This window comes from Curtobacterium sp. HSID17257, assembly GCF_003989515.1.
Classification (GTDB): Bacteria; Actinomycetota; Actinomycetes; order Actinomycetales; family Microbacteriaceae; genus Curtobacterium.
This window is the reverse complement of the sequence record NZ_RBLU01000081.1, coordinates 1-15,772: the sequence shown is the minus strand read 5'-3', so window position 1 is coordinate 15,772 and position 15,772 is coordinate 1. Positions and strand designations below refer to the sequence as shown.

Genomic DNA, 15,772 nt, shown 5'->3' with positions numbered 1-15,772 from the left:
TGCAGGTGACTGGCATTCGGCCGTGTGCTCTTCCGTTCTTCCTGCGCCGCCGCCGGCGGCTCGGGCGCGGCCGCGGGACCGGGGTCGTCCGGACGAGGACGTCCCACGCGTCGGCGCTCGAGACGGAGGCGACGCGTGGGACGTCGGAAGCGGGACTGGGCGGAGGCCGGTCAGGCGGCGACGGGCTCCCGGACGGCCCCGCGCCCGGCGCTGCCGCGCGTCGAGAGCACGACGACCGTGACGGCGCCGACGAGGAGCCCGGCCAGCACCATGTGCGTCCCCACCAGGCCGACCGGCAGGCCCGTGCGTGCCTGGGTCAGGCCGACGGCGATCTGCACGAACTCGACGACGAGCAGGACGAGCGCCCAGCGGCTCGACAGACGGAGGACGACCGCGCCGACGACGAGCGCGAGGGTGAGGGCGAAGAGCACGTAGGCCGGGATCGCGTGCAGGTGCTCCATGAGCTGCGGGTCGAACCCGGTGCGGTGCAGCCGCCCGCCGTCGACCGCTTCGCTCGCTCCTGCGTGCGGGCCGGAGCCCGTCGTCAGGATGCCGACCAGGACGGTGACGACCACGGCGGCGACCGTGCCGCGGACCAGGCCGGTGTACCAGCCGGGGACGAGTCGGGCCGCGGTCCGCGGGCCGTTCATCGAGCGGTACACGAGCGTCGCCGTGACCGCGACGAGCGTCGTCGAGACCACGAAGTGCAGGCCGACGACGAAGGGGTTGAGGTTCGTGAGGACGCTGAGTCCACCGATCACGGCCTGCACCGGGATCGCGATGCCCTGGGCGAAGGCGAGCCAGAACAGCTCGGGACGGGTGCGGCGCATCCGGACCACGAGCAGGAACATCGCGACCGCGACGATCACCAGCACGAAGGTGAGCAGACGGTTCCCGAACTCGATCACGCCGTGGATGCCCATCTCGGGCGTCGACACGAGCGACTCGGCGGTGCACTTCGGCCAGGTCGGGCAGCCCAGCCCGGAGGCCGTGAGCCGCACGAGGCCACCGGTGCCGATGAGCACGACCTCGACCACGAAGGAGGCCCAGGCGAGCCAGATCACGCGGGGGTCGACGGCGCGGGGGAGCGACCACCACCGCTGGTCGCGGGTGCCGGGGCGGACGCCCTGCTCGACGGTGGGTCCGACGCGAGTCACGAGGGTGGTGCCTTCCTGTTGTTCCGTGCGGTGAACCTGTAGGATTCGAGGGTTCAGCAGCAGTCAAGTCTAGGCAGGCGCCGGCTCCGAATGGGCCGAGATCGCCGATCGGTCGGACGACTGCGTGGGACCATCGACGTTGCGAGGCAGCAACGCCGCGGGACTCCTGTCGGAGGTCTGCGGTGGAATGGCGTCCGGACGTCACGGGTTGTCCCGACAGACGCTGCCGCGAGAAGGAAACGAGGAGACCATGTCCGACGTGCTCATCGACCGTCCAGAACTCGAAGGGCTCGGCCAGTACGAGTTCGGCTGGTCCGACTCCGACACGGCCGGTGCGTCTGCGCGCCGCGGTCTGTCGGACGAGGTGGTCAGCGACATCTCCGGCCGGAAGAACGAGCCCGAGTGGATGCACAAGCTCCGCCTCAAGGCGCTCACGCTGTTCGACCGCAAGCCCATGCCGTCGTGGGGTGCCGACCTGTCGGACATCGACTTCGACAACATCAAGTACTTCGTGAAGTCCACCGAGAAGCAGGCCCAGACCTGGGAAGAGCTCCCCGAGGACATCCGCAACACCTACGAGCGGCTCGGGATCCCCGAGGCCGAGCGTCAGCGCCTCGTCGCCGGCGTCGCCGCCCAGTACGAGTCCGAGGTCGTCTACCACCAGATCCGCGAGGACCTGGAGCAGCAGGGCGTCATCTTCATGGACACGGACACGGCGCTCCGTGAGCACCCCGAGTTCTTCGAGGAGTACTTCGGTTCGGTCATCCCGGCCGGCGACAACAAGTTCGCCGCGCTGAACACCGCCGTGTGGTCCGGTGGGTCGTTCGTCTACGTCCCGAAGGGCGTGCACGTCGAGATCCCGCTGCAGGCCTACTTCCGGATCAACACCGAGAACATGGGCCAGTTCGAGCGGACGCTGATCATCGCGGACGAGGACTCCTACGTCCACTACATCGAGGGCTGCACGGCACCGATCTACAAGTCGGACTCGCTGCACTCCGCGGTCGTCGAGATCATCGTGAAGAAGAACGCCCGCGTGCGCTACACGACGATCCAGAACTGGTCGAGCAACGTCTACAACCTCGTCACCAAGCGCGCGATCGCGCACGAGGGCGCCACGATGGAGTGGATCGACGGCAACATCGGGTCCAAGGTCACGATGAAGTACCCGTCGATCTACCTCGCCGGTGAGCACGCCAAGGGTGAGACCCTGTCGGTCGCCTTCGCCGGTCCGGGCCAGCACCAGGACGCCGGCGCGAAGATGATCCACATGGCGCCGTACACGACGTCGTCCATCGTGTCGAAGTCGATCGCCCGCGGCGGCGGCCGCGCCGGCTACCGCGGCGAGGTCCGGGTCGACCCGGCCGCGCACCACGCCGCGAACACGGTCCGCTGTGACGCGCTGCTGGTCGACACGGTGAGCCGCAGCGACACGTACCCGGCGATCGACATCCGCGTCGACGACGTGCAGCTCGGCCACGAGGCCACGGTGTCCCGCGTGAGCGAGGAGCAGCTGTTCTACCTCATGTCGCGCGGCATGCCGGAGGACGAGGCCATGGCCATGATCGTCCGCGGCTTCATCGAGCCCATCGCCCGCGAGCTCCCGATGGAGTACGCGCTCGAACTCAACAAGCTCATCGAGATGAGCATGGAAGGATCCGTCGGCTAGATGTCGAACACCAGCACCAACCCGACACCGACCGACGGGGCGAGCCCCGCTCCGCACATCGACCAGCCGGTCGAGCCGTCCGCCGTGGCGCAGGGCCAGCAGGCGCCGTCGGCGCAGGGCCAGGGCACCGACCAGCACGGCGCTCGGGCGCACTCCGACGGCGGCTGGGACTCGAAGGTCCCGGTCCAGACCCGTTCGGAGCGCCCGCAGTCCGGCGACCTCGACGCCTTCCCGCCGGTCACCGGCCGCGAGGTCAACTGGAAGTTCGCGCCGCTCGCGAAGCTCCAGCCGCTCCTCGACGGCGGCCTCGACGGTTCCGCCTACCCGTTCCTCGCCCGACAGACCGAGGGCGCCGACGTCGAGTGGGGCCGCAGCGACGACCCCCTCGTCGGCTCCGCGGGCCTCCCGGAGGACCGTGCCGCGGCGGCGGCCTGGACCGCACGCGACGCCGTGCTCAAGGTCACCGTCAAGGCGACCGAGGCACACGAGTCGATCTCGATCACCCGCTCGGACTTCGGCACGCAGGCCCGCGCGGCGCACACGGTCATCACGGCCGAGCAGCACGCGCAGGGCATCGTCGTGATCGACAACCGCGGGTCGGCGCTCCTCAGCGAGAACGTCGAGATCGTGGTCCGCGACGGCGCCCGGCTCACGGTCGTCAGCCTGCAGGACTGGGACGACGACGCGGTGCACGTGTCGACGCAGTTCGCCGAGGTCGGTCGCGACGCCTTCCTCAAGCACGTCGTGGTCTCGCTCGGCGGCGACGTCGTCCGGGTGAACCCCTCGACGCACCTCGGCGCGCAGGGTGCCGACACCGAGATGTACGGCGTGTACTTCGCCGACGCCGGGCAGTACATCGAGCAGCAGGTGTACGTGAACCACGACGCCGCGAACACCCGCGGGCGCGTCAACTACAAGGGCGCACTGCAGGGCGAGGGCGCGCACACGGTCTGGATCGGTGACGTGCTCATCGGCCGCGCCGGTGACGGCACCGACTCGTACGAGCAGAACCGCAACCTCGTCCTGACCGACGGCACGCGCGCGGACAGCATCCCGAACCTCGAGATCGAGACGGGCAACATCGAGGGTGCCGGGCACGCCAGCGCGACCGGTCGCTTCGACGACGAGCAGCTCTTCTACCTGCAGGCCCGCGGCATCCCCGAGGAGGAAGCACGTCGCCTCGTCGTCCTCGGCTTCCTGGTCGAGGTCATCCAGAAGATCGGCGCGCCCGAGCTCGAGGAGCGCCTGATCGCTGCCGTCGAGCAGGAGCTCGCCGACGGCCGCACCGCGGTCGTCGCAGCGGAGCCCGAGGCCGAGCAGGCGGACGCCTGATGGCCGAGAAGGTCTGCGCCGAGTCCGAGATCGCCGTCGACAGCCCGATGCGCGTCGTCGTGGACGGCACCGCCGTGGCGATCGTGAAGGACTCCGCCGGCACCGTGCACGCGATCGGCGACACCTGCACGCACGGGGACATCTCCCTGGCCGAGGGCTTCGTCGAGGGTGACACGCTCGAGTGCTGGGCCCACGGGTCCCGGTTCTCGCTGGCCACCGGCAAGCCGCAGAACTTCCCGGCGTACGAGCCGGTTCCGGTCTTCCGGGTCGAGGTCCGTGACGGCGACGTCTACGTCGACGTGCACGACACCGTCCCCGTCGACTGACCGACCCCACTCTCCTCCGCGGCTGACGCCGCACACCAGCTGCAACCGAAGGAACGCAATGTCCACTCTCGAAATCCGCGACCTCCAGGTCTCGATCGACACCGATCAGGGCACCAAGGAGATCCTCAAGGGTGTCGACCTCACCATCAACGAGGGCGAGATCCACGCGATCATGGGGCCGAACGGTTCCGGCAAGTCCACCCTGGCGTACACGATCGCCGGGCACCCGCGCTACAACGTGACCGGTGGCTCGATCACCCTCGACGGCGAGGACGTCCTCGCGATGAGCGTCGACGAGCGCGCCCGTGCCGGCATGTTCCTCGCGATGCAGTACCCGGTCGAGATCCCCGGCGTGACGGTGTCGAACTTCCTGCGCACCGCGAAGACCGCGATCGACGGCGAGGCCCCCGCACTCCGCGGCTGGGTCAAGGACCTCCGCCAGTCGATGGCCGACCTCAAGATGGACTCGTCGTTCGCCGAGCGCAACGTGAACGAGGGCTTTTCGGGCGGCGAGAAGAAGCGCCACGAGATCATGCAGCTCGAGCTCCTCAAGCCGAAGTTCGCCGTGCTCGACGAGACCGACTCGGGCCTCGACGTCGACGCGCTCAAGATCGTGTCCGAGGGCGTCAACCGCGCGAAGGCCGCCACCGGCCTCGGCGTGCTCCTCATCACGCACTACACGCGCATCCTCCGCTACATCAAGCCGGACTTCGTGCACGTCTTCGTCGCGGGCAAGGTCGCCGAGCAGGGCGGCCCCGAGCTCGCCGAGCGCCTCGAGAACGAGGGCTACGACCGCTACGTCCAGGCAGCTGCGGCGGGCAACTGATGATCACCGCACTCTCCCCGGAGAAGTTCGACGAGGTCGTCGAGGGCCTCAAGGAGGTCCAGGACCCGGAGCTCGGCGTCAACATCGTCGACCTCGGCCTGATCTACGACCTGGCGATGGACGACGAGGCGAACGCGCTCGTGATCAGCATGACGCTGACGAGCGCGGGCTGCCCGCTCACCGACGTCATCGAGGGCGACACGGCGAACGCGCTCGACGGCATCGTCGACGCGTTCCGCATCAACTGGGTCTGGATGCCGCCGTGGGGTCCGGAGCGGATCACCGACGACGGGCGCGAGATGATGCGCGCGCTCGGCTTCTCGATCTAGACGCCACCACCGCAACGGACGGGAGGCGCGGTGCCAGCTGGCACCGCGCCTCCCGTCCGTCGTCGGTGCAGCATCCCCGCCACGCCGAACGGGCACGATCCGTCGCGCTCAACCGGTCTCCGCGACGGACATCACCCGCCCGGCGTTCGTCGCGCGGCGTGTCGTGCTCGCTCGCGAAGCGAGACAGCCACCCGGGCCGGAACGGCGACGGGCCCCGCACCAGGAGGTGCGGGGCCCGTCGGCGGAGCAGGACGCGTCAGCGGCGGCCGATCAGCTTCCACGCCAGGGGCAGGACGCCCGCGGCGATGAGCGCCTTGGCGACGCCACCGACGACGAACGGGTAGAGGCCAGCGGCGAGCACCGACTGCAGGTCGTTCGGCGCGCCGAGCTGACCGAGCACCACAGCGAGCCAGGGCAGCCCCGTCACGAACGGGATCGCGCTCGCGAGGAGCATCGCCACCGTCGCCCTGCCGACCTTGCGGTCCCAGTTGCGGCGGGCGAGCCAACCGACCAGACCGGCCGCCGGCACGAAGCCGATGACGTAGCCGAAGCTCGGCGAGGCCAGGGCTGCGAGGCCGCCGGAGAACTCGGCGAAGAACGGCGCCCCCGCGAGACCCGCGACGGCGTAGACGAGCAGCGACAGCATGCCGCGTCGGGCGCCGAGCGTGGCGCCGACGAGCACGACGGCCAGGGTCTGGCCGGTGATCGGGACCGGCCACATCGGGACCTGGAGCTGTGCCATCGCGGCGGTGAACAGGGCGCCGCCGGCGACCAGGGCGGCGTCGGTGGCGAGCCCCGAGGTGCGAAGACGGTCGGCGAGGACTGCGCGGCGAGCGAACCCGGTGGCGTTCGTCATGGATTCTCCTAGAATGGACTGCTGGTCCCGTTCGAGGACCATCGGTCCCGTCAGCGTAGCGGTGCACCTCCCGCACACGTCGTTGTGCACATCACCAACTGATTGGACGTCCTCCTGTGCTTGCCGTGCACGACCTCGAGATCCGCGTAGGCGCTCGCCTCCTCATGGAGCACGTGTCCTTCCGTGTCGAGAAGGGTGACAAGATCGGGCTCGTCGGGCGCAACGGCGCCGGCAAGACCACGATGACCAAGGCCCTCGCCGGCGAGGCGCAGCCGACCGACGGCAAGATCGAGCGCTCCGGCGAGATCGGCTACCTGCCGCAGGACCCGCGCTCGGGCAACCCCGAGGACTCCGCCCGCAAGCGCATCCTCGACGCCCGAGGGCTCGGTGAGCTCGTCGAGGGGATCCGCCAGGCGACGCTCGACATGGCCAGCGAGGACCCGGACACCGCCGAGAAGGCCATGCGTCGCTACAGCCGCCTCGACGACCAGTTCAACGCCCTCGGGGGCTACGCGGCCGAGGCCGAGGCGGCGTCGATCGCGTCGAACCTCAAGCTGCCGGACCGCATCCTCGACCAGCCCCTCAAGACGCTCTCGGGCGGTCAGCGTCGTCGCATCGAGCTCGCGCGCATCCTGTTCTCGGACGCCGAGACGATGATCCTCGACGAGCCGACGAACCACCTCGACGCGGACTCGATCATCTGGCTGCGCGAGCACCTCAAGACCTACGCGGGCGGTGTCATCGTGATCTCGCACGACGTCGAGCTCGTCGACGAGGTCGTCAACCGCGTCTTCTACCTCGACGCGAACCGCCAGACGATCGACGTCTACAACATGGGGTGGAAGCTCTACCAGCGGCAGCGTGCCGCCGACGAGGACCGCCGCCGCAAGGAGCGCGCGAACGCCGAGAAGAAGGCCGCGACACTCAAGGACCAGGCCGCCCGCTTCGGCGCGAAGGCCACGAAGGCCGCCGCGGCGCACCAGATGGTCGCCCGCGCCGAGAAGCTCCTGGCCGGGCTCGAGGACGAGCGCGCCGTCGACCGCGTCGCCAAGCTGCGCTTCCCGACGCCGGCAGCCTGCGGCCGGACGCCGCTGATGGCCGAGGGCCTGTCGAAGTCCTACGGCTCGCTCGAGATCTTCGCCGGACTCGACCTGGCGATCGACCGCGGCTCGCGCGTGGTCATCCTCGGCTTCAACGGTGCCGGCAAGACGACGCTGCTCCGCATCCTCGCCGGCGCGGACCAGCCGGACACGGGCGAGATCCTCCCCGGCCACGGCCTGCGCATCGGGTACTACGCGCAGGAGCACGAGAACATCGACGTGAACCGCACGGTCATCGAGAACATGGTGTCGGCGTCGCCGAACCTGACCGAGACCGAGGCCCGTCGCGTGCTCGGCTCGTTCCTGTTCACCGGCGACGACGGGTACAAGAAGGCCGGCGTGCTCTCCGGCGGCGAGAAGACCCGTCTGTCGCTCGCGATGATCGTCGTGTCGGGCGCGAACGTGCTGCTGCTCGACGAGCCGACCAACAACCTGGACCCGGCATCGCGCGAGGAGATCCTCGGCGCCCTCGCCGGCTACGAGGGCGCGGTCGTCTTGGTGTCGCACGACGCCGGCGCGGTCGAGGCGCTCAACCCCGAGCGTGTCCTGCTGCTGCCGGACGGCACCGAGGACCACTGGAACAAGGACTACGCGGAGCTCATCGAGCTCGCGTAGCGACCCAGGACGCAACGGGAGGCGCGGTGCCAGCTGGCACCGCGCCTCCCGTTGCGTCGGTGGCTACACGCCCAGCAGTTCGTCCTCGACCTCGTCGTCGGACCGCGGCTTGGCGTCCTTCCGCCGCTGCCGCTCGAGCGCCCGCTCACGCTCCTCGGGGTCGTCCTGGTTGAGGTTCCGGTACTCCTGCACCATCACGTACGCCAGGAACCCGAAGCCGCCCGCGGCGAAGAGGAACCACTGGATGAAGTAGCTGAGGTGCAGACCCGTGTCCGCCGAGGGGCGGTCCCAGCCGAGGGGCCGGGCGTCCGTCGGCGCGGGGGACTCGGAGGCGAGCTGGCCGTACGCGCCCGTCCAGATCGGTGCGTCCACCTTGTCCGCCACGTCGGCGAGCGTGACGGACTGCACCTGGTCGGTGTGCGACGGATCCGTGCGTCCGGGGATGCGCGGCTCGCTCTGCTGCAGGCGTGCCGTCACCGTCACCTCGCCGCTCGGGGGAGCGGGGACGCTGTCCGGGGCGTCCTGCCGGTTGCCGGTCGGGACCCACCCCCGGTCGACCACGAACGCGCGGCCGTCGGCGGTGACGAGCGGCGTGAGCACCTCGAACCCGGGCTGTCCGTTGTGCACGCGGTTGCGGACGAGGAGCTGGTCGTCGACGTCGTACCGGCCGGTGACCTCGACACGGAGCCACTGCTGGTCGTCGCTCCACGAGGAGGCCCGGGGGAGCGCCTGGTCGAGCGGCACGGGGGTGTGGTCGTAGTTCTGTGCGATCTGCTCGTTCTGCCGGACCGCCTCGTTGCGGCGGTCCCACTGCCACATGCCGAAGAGCGTGCAGATGATCGCGAAGGCCACGGCGATCGCGAAGTAGCCCACCCAACGGCGGCTCCGGACGAAGGCCCAACCGACCGTGGGACCGTCAGCGGTGCCGGCGCGGACCGAGGACGGGGCGTCCGTGCGGTCGGACGTGGGGGCGCCGTCGGACGTGGCAGCGCCGTCGGACCTGGGGGCGCCGTCGACATCGGTGGTCGGACGTCGTCCGGCGTCGCGCTGCAGCTTCGCGGCGTGCTTCCGGCCGTAGCGGGCGGTGGGGTCGAACTCGTCCGTCATCGTCCGGTGCCGGTGGAGCGCACCCCGACGTCGTTCTTGGGAGCGTCCTCACGCGCACGGACGTCGTCGAGGCTGTCGACGTCCTCGTGCATCCCGGTCACCCGGACCGGGAACGAGCGAGAACGCAGGTAGTCGGCGAGGAAGTCGCAGTGTTCCTCGCACGCCGCCCAGATCTTCACCCGGTCGACGGCGTGGATGCGCGGGTTCCGCCAGTTGATCCGCCACTCGGCGGTGTTCGTGCAGCCCGCTCGCGAGCAGACCGGCGTCGAACCCGGCTCGGTGAAGAGGTCGAACGTCGCGCCCATCAGCGACGCGTCCGGGACTTCGCGGACCACACACGGGAGCGGTCGCCGTTCCGCTGCCATTCCTCCTGCGCGTGCTGGGCCTGCTCGCGGAGGCGTTCCTGCTCGGCGCGGTAGGCCTCGGCCCGGGCGTCCTCCTGCTGCTCGCGGAGACGGGGGTCGACGGCGTCGTAGAGCTCGATCGAACCAGCGGGTGCGACGATGTCGCTCTCGGCGTGGTTGCCGGCGTTCGCGAGGATCACGGCCACCCACGGGATCACCGCGGCGAGCACGATCGGGATGACCGCGAGCCAGGTGTGCCACGTCGTCCACACGAGGACAGCGCCGATGAAGCACACGACACGCACGCCCATCTGCCAGACGTACTTGGACAGGCGGTGCGCCCGGTCCAGCTCGGGGGAGTCAGGCAGGGACGTGATGCTCTGCGTGGACCCGGAGTGGGTGTGCGTCGCGTGGAACCGGCGCTGCGTCGACTTCATACGGTGTTCTTCCATTCGCCAGGGTCAAGCCTAAGCCCGGACCACCGACAGTCGACCCACCGCGCGGGGGACAGGTGCGGGGAACGGCTCCGGTACGCTCGTCCGGGCGTGTCCAGCGGCCGCAGGCCTCGCGGTCGGACCGGCACACGCCGCGTCACCCCCACTCGAACGGAGCGATCATGACCACCCCCCGTACCGTCCTCGTCACCGGCGGCAACCGCGGCATCGGCCACGCCCTCGCTGCACGCTTCGTCGCCGAGGGACACCGCGTCGCCGTGACCTCCCGGAGCGGTCAGGGCGGACCCGAGGGTGCGCTCACCGTCGCCGCCGACATCACCGACTCCACGTCGGTCGACGCTGCCTTCACCCAGGTCGAGGCCGAGCTGGGGCCGATCGAGGTGCTGGTCGCGAACGCCGGCATCACGAACGACCAGCTCCTGCTCCGCATGTCGGAGGAGGACTTCACGAGCGTCGTCGACACGAACCTGACGGGCACGTTCCGGGTGGTCAAGCGTGCGACCAAGGGGATGATGAAGGCGAAGTTCGGCCGCATCGTGCTCATGTCGAGCGTCGTCGGCGCCTACGGACAGGTCGGCCAGGTCAACTACGCCTCGTCGAAGGCCGCGCTCGTCGGCATGGCCCGCTCGATCACCCGTGAGCTCGGCTCGCGCGGCATCACCGCCAACGTCGTCGCGCCGGGGTTCATCCAGACCGACATGACGGCCGCGCTCCCCGAGGAGCTGCAGGCCGAGTTCAAGAAGCAGATCCCGGCGGCGCGCTACGGCACGGTCGACGACGTCGCCGACGCCACGCTCTTCCTGGCGAGCGACGGCGCCGGGTACGTCTCCGGTGCGGTGATCCCGGTCGACGGCGGTCTCGGGATGGGCCACTAGCCCGTCTGCGTCGTCCCGAGACCCGGACGCACCGGTCCGGGTCTCGGGACCAGGGACGGGTCTCGCGCCATCGGGCACGAGAGCGGTCGCCCACCCCGAGTCTCGGCGACGCCCCCGGGCCGCGGATCAGCCGCGCAGGCCGAGCGTCGCGAGCACCGCGGACAGGTCGCGGTCGACGACCGCCACGTCCGCCCGCTCGCGGACCAGCGGCTTCGCGTCGAAGGCCACGCCCAGGGCCGCGACGCCCATCATGACGAGGTCGTTGGCCCCGTCACCGACCGCCACGGTACGGGACAGCGGGACGTCGTCCGCCCCGGCCCACGCGCGCAGCGTCCCGGCCTTCGCCTCGGCGTCGACGACGTCACCGAGCACGCGACCGGTGAGCACGCCGTCCACCACCTCGAGCCGGTTGGCCCGGCAGTGGTCGAGGCCGAGCCGCGCGGCGAACGGGTCGAGGACCTCGTGGAACCCGCCGGACACGACGCCGACGGTGCCGCCGGCGGCGTGCACGCCGCGGACCAGCTCCTCAGCACCCCGCGTCACGCGGACCGCCTGCTGCGCGCGCGTGCAGACGTCGGCCGGGAGGCCCGCCAGGGTCGCGACCCGCTCCCGGAGGCTCTCGGCGAAGTCGATCTCGCCGCGCATGGCGCGCTCCGTCACCGCCTGCACCTGTGGCCGGGTCCCGGCGTGGTCGGCGAGCAGTTCGATGACCTCGTCCTCGAGCAGCGTGGAGTCGGCATCGAGGACGACGAGGAAGCGTGGCACGCACCAACGGTACCGACAGCAGGAGGCGCGGCCGACGTCTGTGACGTCAGCCGCGCCTCCAGGCCGCGTGGTGGGTGGGGTCAGGCCTCGACCCGGACGCCCTTGCCGACGCAGCGGGTGCAGTCCGGACTCGGTGACCGGTGCGGTGGGGTCAGGCCTCGACCCGGACGCCCTTGCCGACGCAGCGGGTGCAGTCCGGACTCGGTGACCGGTGCGGTGGGGTCAGGCCTCGACCCGGACGCCCTTGCCGACGACGGTGATCCCCGACTCGGTCACCGTGAAGCCGCGGGCCTCGTCGGTCTCGCGGTCGACGCCGACCTGCGCGCCGGGAGCGATGACCACGTCCTTGTCGAGGATCGCGCGGTTCACGATCGAACCGGCACCGATCGACGCGCGCTCGAACACGATCGAGTCGAGGACCTTCGCGCCGGAGTCGATGCCGCACCACGGACCGATCACACTGCGCTCGACCTGCGCACCGGAGAGCAGGCAGCCGAGGGAGACGATCGAGTCGACCGTCGAGCCGGTGTTGCCGTTCGCGTCGCGCACGAACTTCGCCGGCGGCAGGTTCGTCTGCTGGTTGAAGATCGGCCAGTCCTGGTTGTACAGGTTGAAGACCGGCACCGGCGCGATGAGGTCCATGTGGGCGTCGAAGAACGAGTCGATCGTGCCCACGTCGCGCCAGTAGTACCGGTCGCGGTCGTTCGACCCGGGCACGTCGTTGCGCTGCAGGTCGTAGACGCCGGCGTCGCCGCGGGCCACGAAGTCCGGCACGATGTCGCCGCCCATGTCGTGCTTGCTCGACTCGATCTGCCCGTCGCGGAGCACCGCGTCGACGAGGGCGTCGGCGTTGAACACGTAGTTGCCCATCGACGCGAGGATCTCGTCGGGCGAGTCGGCCAGGCCGACGGCGTCCTTCGGCTTCTCGAGGAACGCGTCGATCTTGGTGGGGTCGTCCTGGTCCACCTGGATGACGCCGAACTGGTCGGCGAGTCCGATCGGCTGCCGGATCGCCGCGACCGTGGCACTGCGGCCGGAGGCGATGTGGGCCTCGATCATCTGGTGGAAGTCCATCCGGTAGACGTGGTCGGCACCGACCACGACCACGATGTCCGGGCGCTCGTCGCGCAGCAGGTTGAGCGACTGCAGGATCGCGTCCGCCGAGCCGGCGAACCACCGCTTGCCGAGTCGCTGCTGCGCCGGCACCGACGCGACGTAGGATCCGAGGAGCCCCTCCATGCGCCAGGTCTCGGCCACGTGGCGGTCGAGGCTGTGCGACTTGTACTGGGTCAGGACGACGATCTTCTGCAACCCGGAGTTGACCAGGTTGGAGAGCGCGAAGTCGATGAGGCGGAAGTTGCCGCCGAACGGGACTGCGGGCTTCGCACGGTCGGCCGTGAGCGGCATGAGCCGCTTGCCCTCGCCGCCGGCGAGGACGATGCCGAATACCTTCTTTGGTGCCATGTGGTTCACAGTAGGCGTCCGGACGGCAGACCCGTTACCTTGAGTCCGTGCGAGTCGATCTACTGACCAGGGAGTATCCGCCGGAGGTCTACGGCGGAGCGGGTGTCCACGTGGCCGAGCTCACGGCTGCGCTGCGGTCGGGGACGGACACGGACGTGCGCGTGCGTGCCTTCGGGGCGTTCCGCGACGAGGAGGGCGTGTGGGCCTACCGCACGCCCGAGGGGCTCGGGGACGCGAACGGTGCGCTCCAGGCGCTCGGCACCGACGTCCGCATCGCCGCCGACGTCGAGGGCGCCGACCTGGTGCACTCCCACACCTGGTACGCGAACGCCGCGGGACGCATCGCGCAGCTCACCCACGGCATCCCGCACGTGGTCACCGCGCACAGCCTCGAGCCGCTGCGCCCGTGGAAGGCCGAGCAGCTCGGCGGCGGGTACCGGCTGTCGAGCTGGATGGAGCGCGAGGCCTTCGAGCAGGCCGACGGCGTGATCGCGGTCTCCAAGGCCATGCGCGCCGACATCCTGCGCTCCTACCCGTCGATCGACCCGGCGAAGGTCCACGTCGTCTACAACGGCATCGACATCGACGAGTGGAAGCCGACCGTCGACGAGGACGCCGTGCGCGCCCTCGGCATCGACCCGTCGCGCCGCTCGGTGGTGTTCGTCGGCCGGATCACCCGGCAGAAGGGCCTGCCGTACCTGCTCCGTGCGGTGGCGTCGCTGCCGTCCGACGTGCAGATCGTGCTGTGCGCGGGCGCTCCGGACACGCCGGAGATCATGGCCGAGGTCACCGGACTCGTCGAGTCCCTGCGCGCCGAGCGCGACGGTGTGGTCTGGATCGACCGGATGCTCTCCCACCAGGAGGTCGTGAACGTCCTGTCGTCGGGCACCGTCTTCGTCTGCCCGTCGATCTACGAGCCGCTCGGCATCGTCAACCTCGAGGCGATGGCCTGCGGGATCCCCGTGGTCGGGACCCGCACGGGCGGCATCCCCGAGGTCGTCGCCGACGGACTGACCGGGCGCATCGTCCCGATCGACCAGGCGCAGGACGGCACCGGGACGCCCACCGACCCGGACCGCTTCGTCGCCGACCTCGCCCGCACGCTCGACGAGGTCCTGGCCGACGAGGGACTCGCGAAGCTCATGGGACGCGCCGGGCGCCTGCGTGTCGAGAGCGAGTTCACCTGGGACGCGATCGCGCACCGCACACGGCAGGTCTACGACGAGGTGCTCGCCCGGAAGCCGTAGGCTGGGGCCATGCCCTCGGTCGTGCGCTTGTCAGACGTCTCCGTGGTCCGCAACGGGGCCACCATCCTCGACGGGATCTCGTGGGAGGTGCAGGACGACGAACGCTGGGTGGTGCTCGGTGCCAACGGCGCGGGCAAGACCACGCTGCTGCAGGTGGCCGGCGCCCAGACGTTCCCGACATCGGGCAGCGTCGAGGTGCTCGGGACCGAACTCGGCGGCGCGGACCTGTTCGAGCTGCGCCCGCGCATCGGCTTCGCGTCGACGGCCCTCGCCCGACGGATCCCGGTGACCGAGAAGGTCGTCGACGTCGTGCTGACCGCTGCCTACTCGGTGACCGGGCGCTGGAACGAGGAGTACGAGGAGCTCGACGTCCGCCGCGCCCAGCGCGTGCTCGACGAGTGGGGCCTCGGTGACTTCACCGACCGCACCTTCGGTGAGCTGAGCGACGGCGAGCAGAAGCGCGTGCAGATCGCCCGTGCCGTGATGACCGACCCCGAGGTGCTGTTCCTCGACGAGCCGGCTGCGTCGCTCGACCTCGGCGCGCGCGAGAGCCTGGTCCGCACGCTCGGCGGGTACGCGCAGAGCAGCGACTCGCCGGCGATCGTCATCGTCACGCACCACGTCGAGGAGATCCCCGAGGGCTTCACGCACGCCCTCGTGCTCGCCGACGGCAGTGTGCAGGCCGCGGGTCCCATCGACGAGGTCCTGACTGCCCCGACGCTGTCCCAGGCCTTCGGCGTGGAGCTGACCGTGTCGAAGGACGCCGGTCGGTACACGGCACGCGCGGCCTGACGCTCCCGATCCGGCCCGTCGTCTGGTAACGTGGACGGCTGGCGCACGCCGCAGACTTCCCGCGCGGGGGGTCCCGATCGAGTCCGCTCGAACCGGCCGTCCGCGCACCTCCCACCATCTCCAACCGAGGAATCTCCATGAAGACCGACACCCACCCCGAGTACAACGCCATCGTTTTCCGCGACCTGGCTTCCGGTGAGACGTTCCTGACGCGTTCGACCGCGACCAGCGACAAGACCATCGAGCTCGACGGTGCGACCTACCCGGTCATCGACGTCGAGATCTCGTCCGCGTCGCACCCGTTCTACACGGGCAAGCAGCGCATCCTCGACTCGGCCGGTCGCGTCGAGAAGTTCAACCAGCGCTTCAAGGGCTTCAGCAAGTAAGTCCGCGTTCGCGCTCGGACGGGCGGTCCTCCTGCGGGAGGGCCGCCCGTTCTGCGTTGCGGGGGCGTGCGGCGCGCTGTGCCCGGTGGCGGCGCGGGTCGCGCCCCACTGCGGATGGTGCGCCCCA

Annotated in this window: 16 protein-coding genes and 1 pseudogene; 10 read left to right on the top strand and 7 right to left on the bottom strand. The window is 70.4% G+C overall.

All coding sequences use genetic code 11. The features are described 5' to 3' along the window. Positions 1–170: 170 nt before the first annotated feature. Positions 171–1,157, bottom strand: coding sequence for a heme A synthase (locus D8M35_RS11985; RefSeq protein ID WP_126892076.1), 987 nt, complete (start codon positions 1,155–1,157; stop codon positions 171–173). Positions 1,158–1,407: 250 nt separating this feature from the next. On the opposite strand from D8M35_RS11985, the gene sufB reads away from it, so the two are divergent. From sufB to D8M35_RS11960, 5 genes are read left to right on the top strand one after another with little or no spacing between them, the layout of a single operon-like run. Further along, positions 1,408–2,826: a Fe-S cluster assembly protein SufB gene (gene sufB, locus D8M35_RS11980; protein WP_126892075.1), complete on the top strand. Its 1,419-nt coding sequence runs from the start codon at positions 1,408–1,410 to the stop codon at positions 2,824–2,826. Beyond that, positions 2,827–4,158 (top strand): Fe-S cluster assembly protein SufD, encoded by a 1,332-nt coding sequence (gene sufD / locus D8M35_RS11975; protein ID WP_126892074.1) that lies wholly within the window; start codon positions 2,827–2,829, stop codon positions 4,156–4,158. It begins immediately after the preceding gene. Next, positions 4,155–4,484 (top strand): non-heme iron oxygenase ferredoxin subunit, encoded by a 330-nt coding sequence (locus D8M35_RS11970; protein ID WP_126892073.1) that lies wholly within the window; start codon positions 4,155–4,157, stop codon positions 4,482–4,484. The genes sufD and D8M35_RS11970 overlap by 4 nt, the downstream gene beginning before the upstream one ends. Before the next feature lie 58 nt (positions 4,485–4,542). Next, a complete protein-coding gene (sufC, locus tag D8M35_RS11965; RefSeq protein ID WP_066654406.1) occupies positions 4,543–5,310 on the top strand; it encodes a Fe-S cluster assembly ATPase SufC in 768 nt (255 codons plus the stop codon). Then, positions 5,310–5,639 (top strand): metal-sulfur cluster assembly factor, encoded by a 330-nt coding sequence (locus tag D8M35_RS11960; protein ID WP_022902786.1) that lies wholly within the window; start codon positions 5,310–5,312, stop codon positions 5,637–5,639. The genes sufC and D8M35_RS11960 overlap by 1 nt, the downstream gene beginning before the upstream one ends. Before the next feature lie 256 nt (positions 5,640–5,895). On the opposite strand, the gene D8M35_RS11955 is transcribed toward D8M35_RS11960, so the two are convergent. Continuing rightward, entirely contained in the window at positions 5,896–6,495 is a 600-nt protein-coding gene (locus tag D8M35_RS11955) for a biotin transporter BioY (protein ID WP_126892072.1), read from the bottom strand. Positions 6,496–6,611: 116 nt separating this feature from the next. On the opposite strand from D8M35_RS11955, the gene D8M35_RS11950 reads away from it, so the two are divergent. Continuing rightward, the gene (locus tag D8M35_RS11950) at positions 6,612–8,210 is read left to right on the top strand and encodes an ABC-F family ATP-binding cassette domain-containing protein (protein WP_126892071.1); all 1,599 of its coding nucleotides are present in this window, start codon (positions 6,612–6,614) and stop codon (positions 8,208–8,210) included. A gap of 63 nt (positions 8,211–8,273) precedes the next feature. Here the strand turns inward: D8M35_RS11950 and D8M35_RS11945 are convergent, their stop codons facing one another. The 3 genes and pseudogenes from D8M35_RS11945 to D8M35_RS11935 form a co-directional block, all read right to left on the bottom strand. Then, positions 8,274–9,317, bottom strand: coding sequence for an SURF1 family protein (locus D8M35_RS11945; RefSeq protein ID WP_174234743.1), 1,044 nt, complete (start codon positions 9,315–9,317; stop codon positions 8,274–8,276). A gap of 98 nt (positions 9,318–9,415) precedes the next feature. After that, positions 9,416–9,622 (bottom strand): annotated as a pseudogene (locus D8M35_RS11940) (hypothetical protein); the annotation flags it as partial. Further along, a complete protein-coding gene (locus tag D8M35_RS11935; protein WP_161972653.1) occupies positions 9,622–10,098 on the bottom strand; it encodes a DUF3099 domain-containing protein in 477 nt (158 codons plus the stop codon). The pseudogene D8M35_RS11940 and the gene D8M35_RS11935, both read right to left, overlap by 1 nt. 179 nt (positions 10,099–10,277) lie before the next feature. Here D8M35_RS11935 and fabG point away from each other — a divergent pair, with 179 nt between their 5' ends. After that, entirely contained in the window at positions 10,278–10,991 is a 714-nt protein-coding gene (fabG, locus tag D8M35_RS11930; protein ID WP_126892069.1) for a 3-oxoacyl-ACP reductase FabG, read from the top strand. Between the two features lie 126 nt (positions 10,992–11,117). Here the strand turns inward: fabG and serB are convergent, their stop codons facing one another. Together serB and D8M35_RS11920 are read right to left on the bottom strand one after the other, a co-directional pair. After that, positions 11,118–11,756: a phosphoserine phosphatase SerB gene (gene serB, locus D8M35_RS11925; RefSeq protein ID WP_126892068.1), complete on the bottom strand. Its 639-nt coding sequence runs from the start codon at positions 11,754–11,756 to the stop codon at positions 11,118–11,120. 222 nt (positions 11,757–11,978) lie between these two features. After that, positions 11,979–13,220, bottom strand: coding sequence for a glucose-1-phosphate adenylyltransferase (locus D8M35_RS11920; protein ID WP_126892067.1), 1,242 nt, complete (start codon positions 13,218–13,220; stop codon positions 11,979–11,981). 47 nt (positions 13,221–13,267) lie between these two features. On the opposite strand from D8M35_RS11920, the gene glgA reads away from it, so the two are divergent. The 3 genes from glgA to D8M35_RS11905 all read left to right on the top strand — a co-directional run bounded on the left by glgA (position 13,268) and on the right by D8M35_RS11905 (position 15,645). Then, on the top strand, positions 13,268–14,467 hold the full coding sequence (gene glgA, locus D8M35_RS11915) for a glycogen synthase (RefSeq protein WP_126892066.1): 1,200 nt from the start codon (positions 13,268–13,270) through the stop codon (positions 14,465–14,467). Positions 14,468–14,476: 9 nt separating this feature from the next. Next, on the top strand, positions 14,477–15,259 hold the full coding sequence (locus D8M35_RS11910) for an ABC transporter ATP-binding protein (RefSeq protein ID WP_126892065.1): 783 nt from the start codon (positions 14,477–14,479) through the stop codon (positions 15,257–15,259). Between the two features lie 137 nt (positions 15,260–15,396). Next, the gene (locus D8M35_RS11905; protein WP_022905175.1) at positions 15,397–15,645 is read left to right on the top strand and encodes a type B 50S ribosomal protein L31; all 249 of its coding nucleotides are present in this window, start codon (positions 15,397–15,399) and stop codon (positions 15,643–15,645) included. Positions 15,646–15,772: the final 127 nt, after the last annotated feature.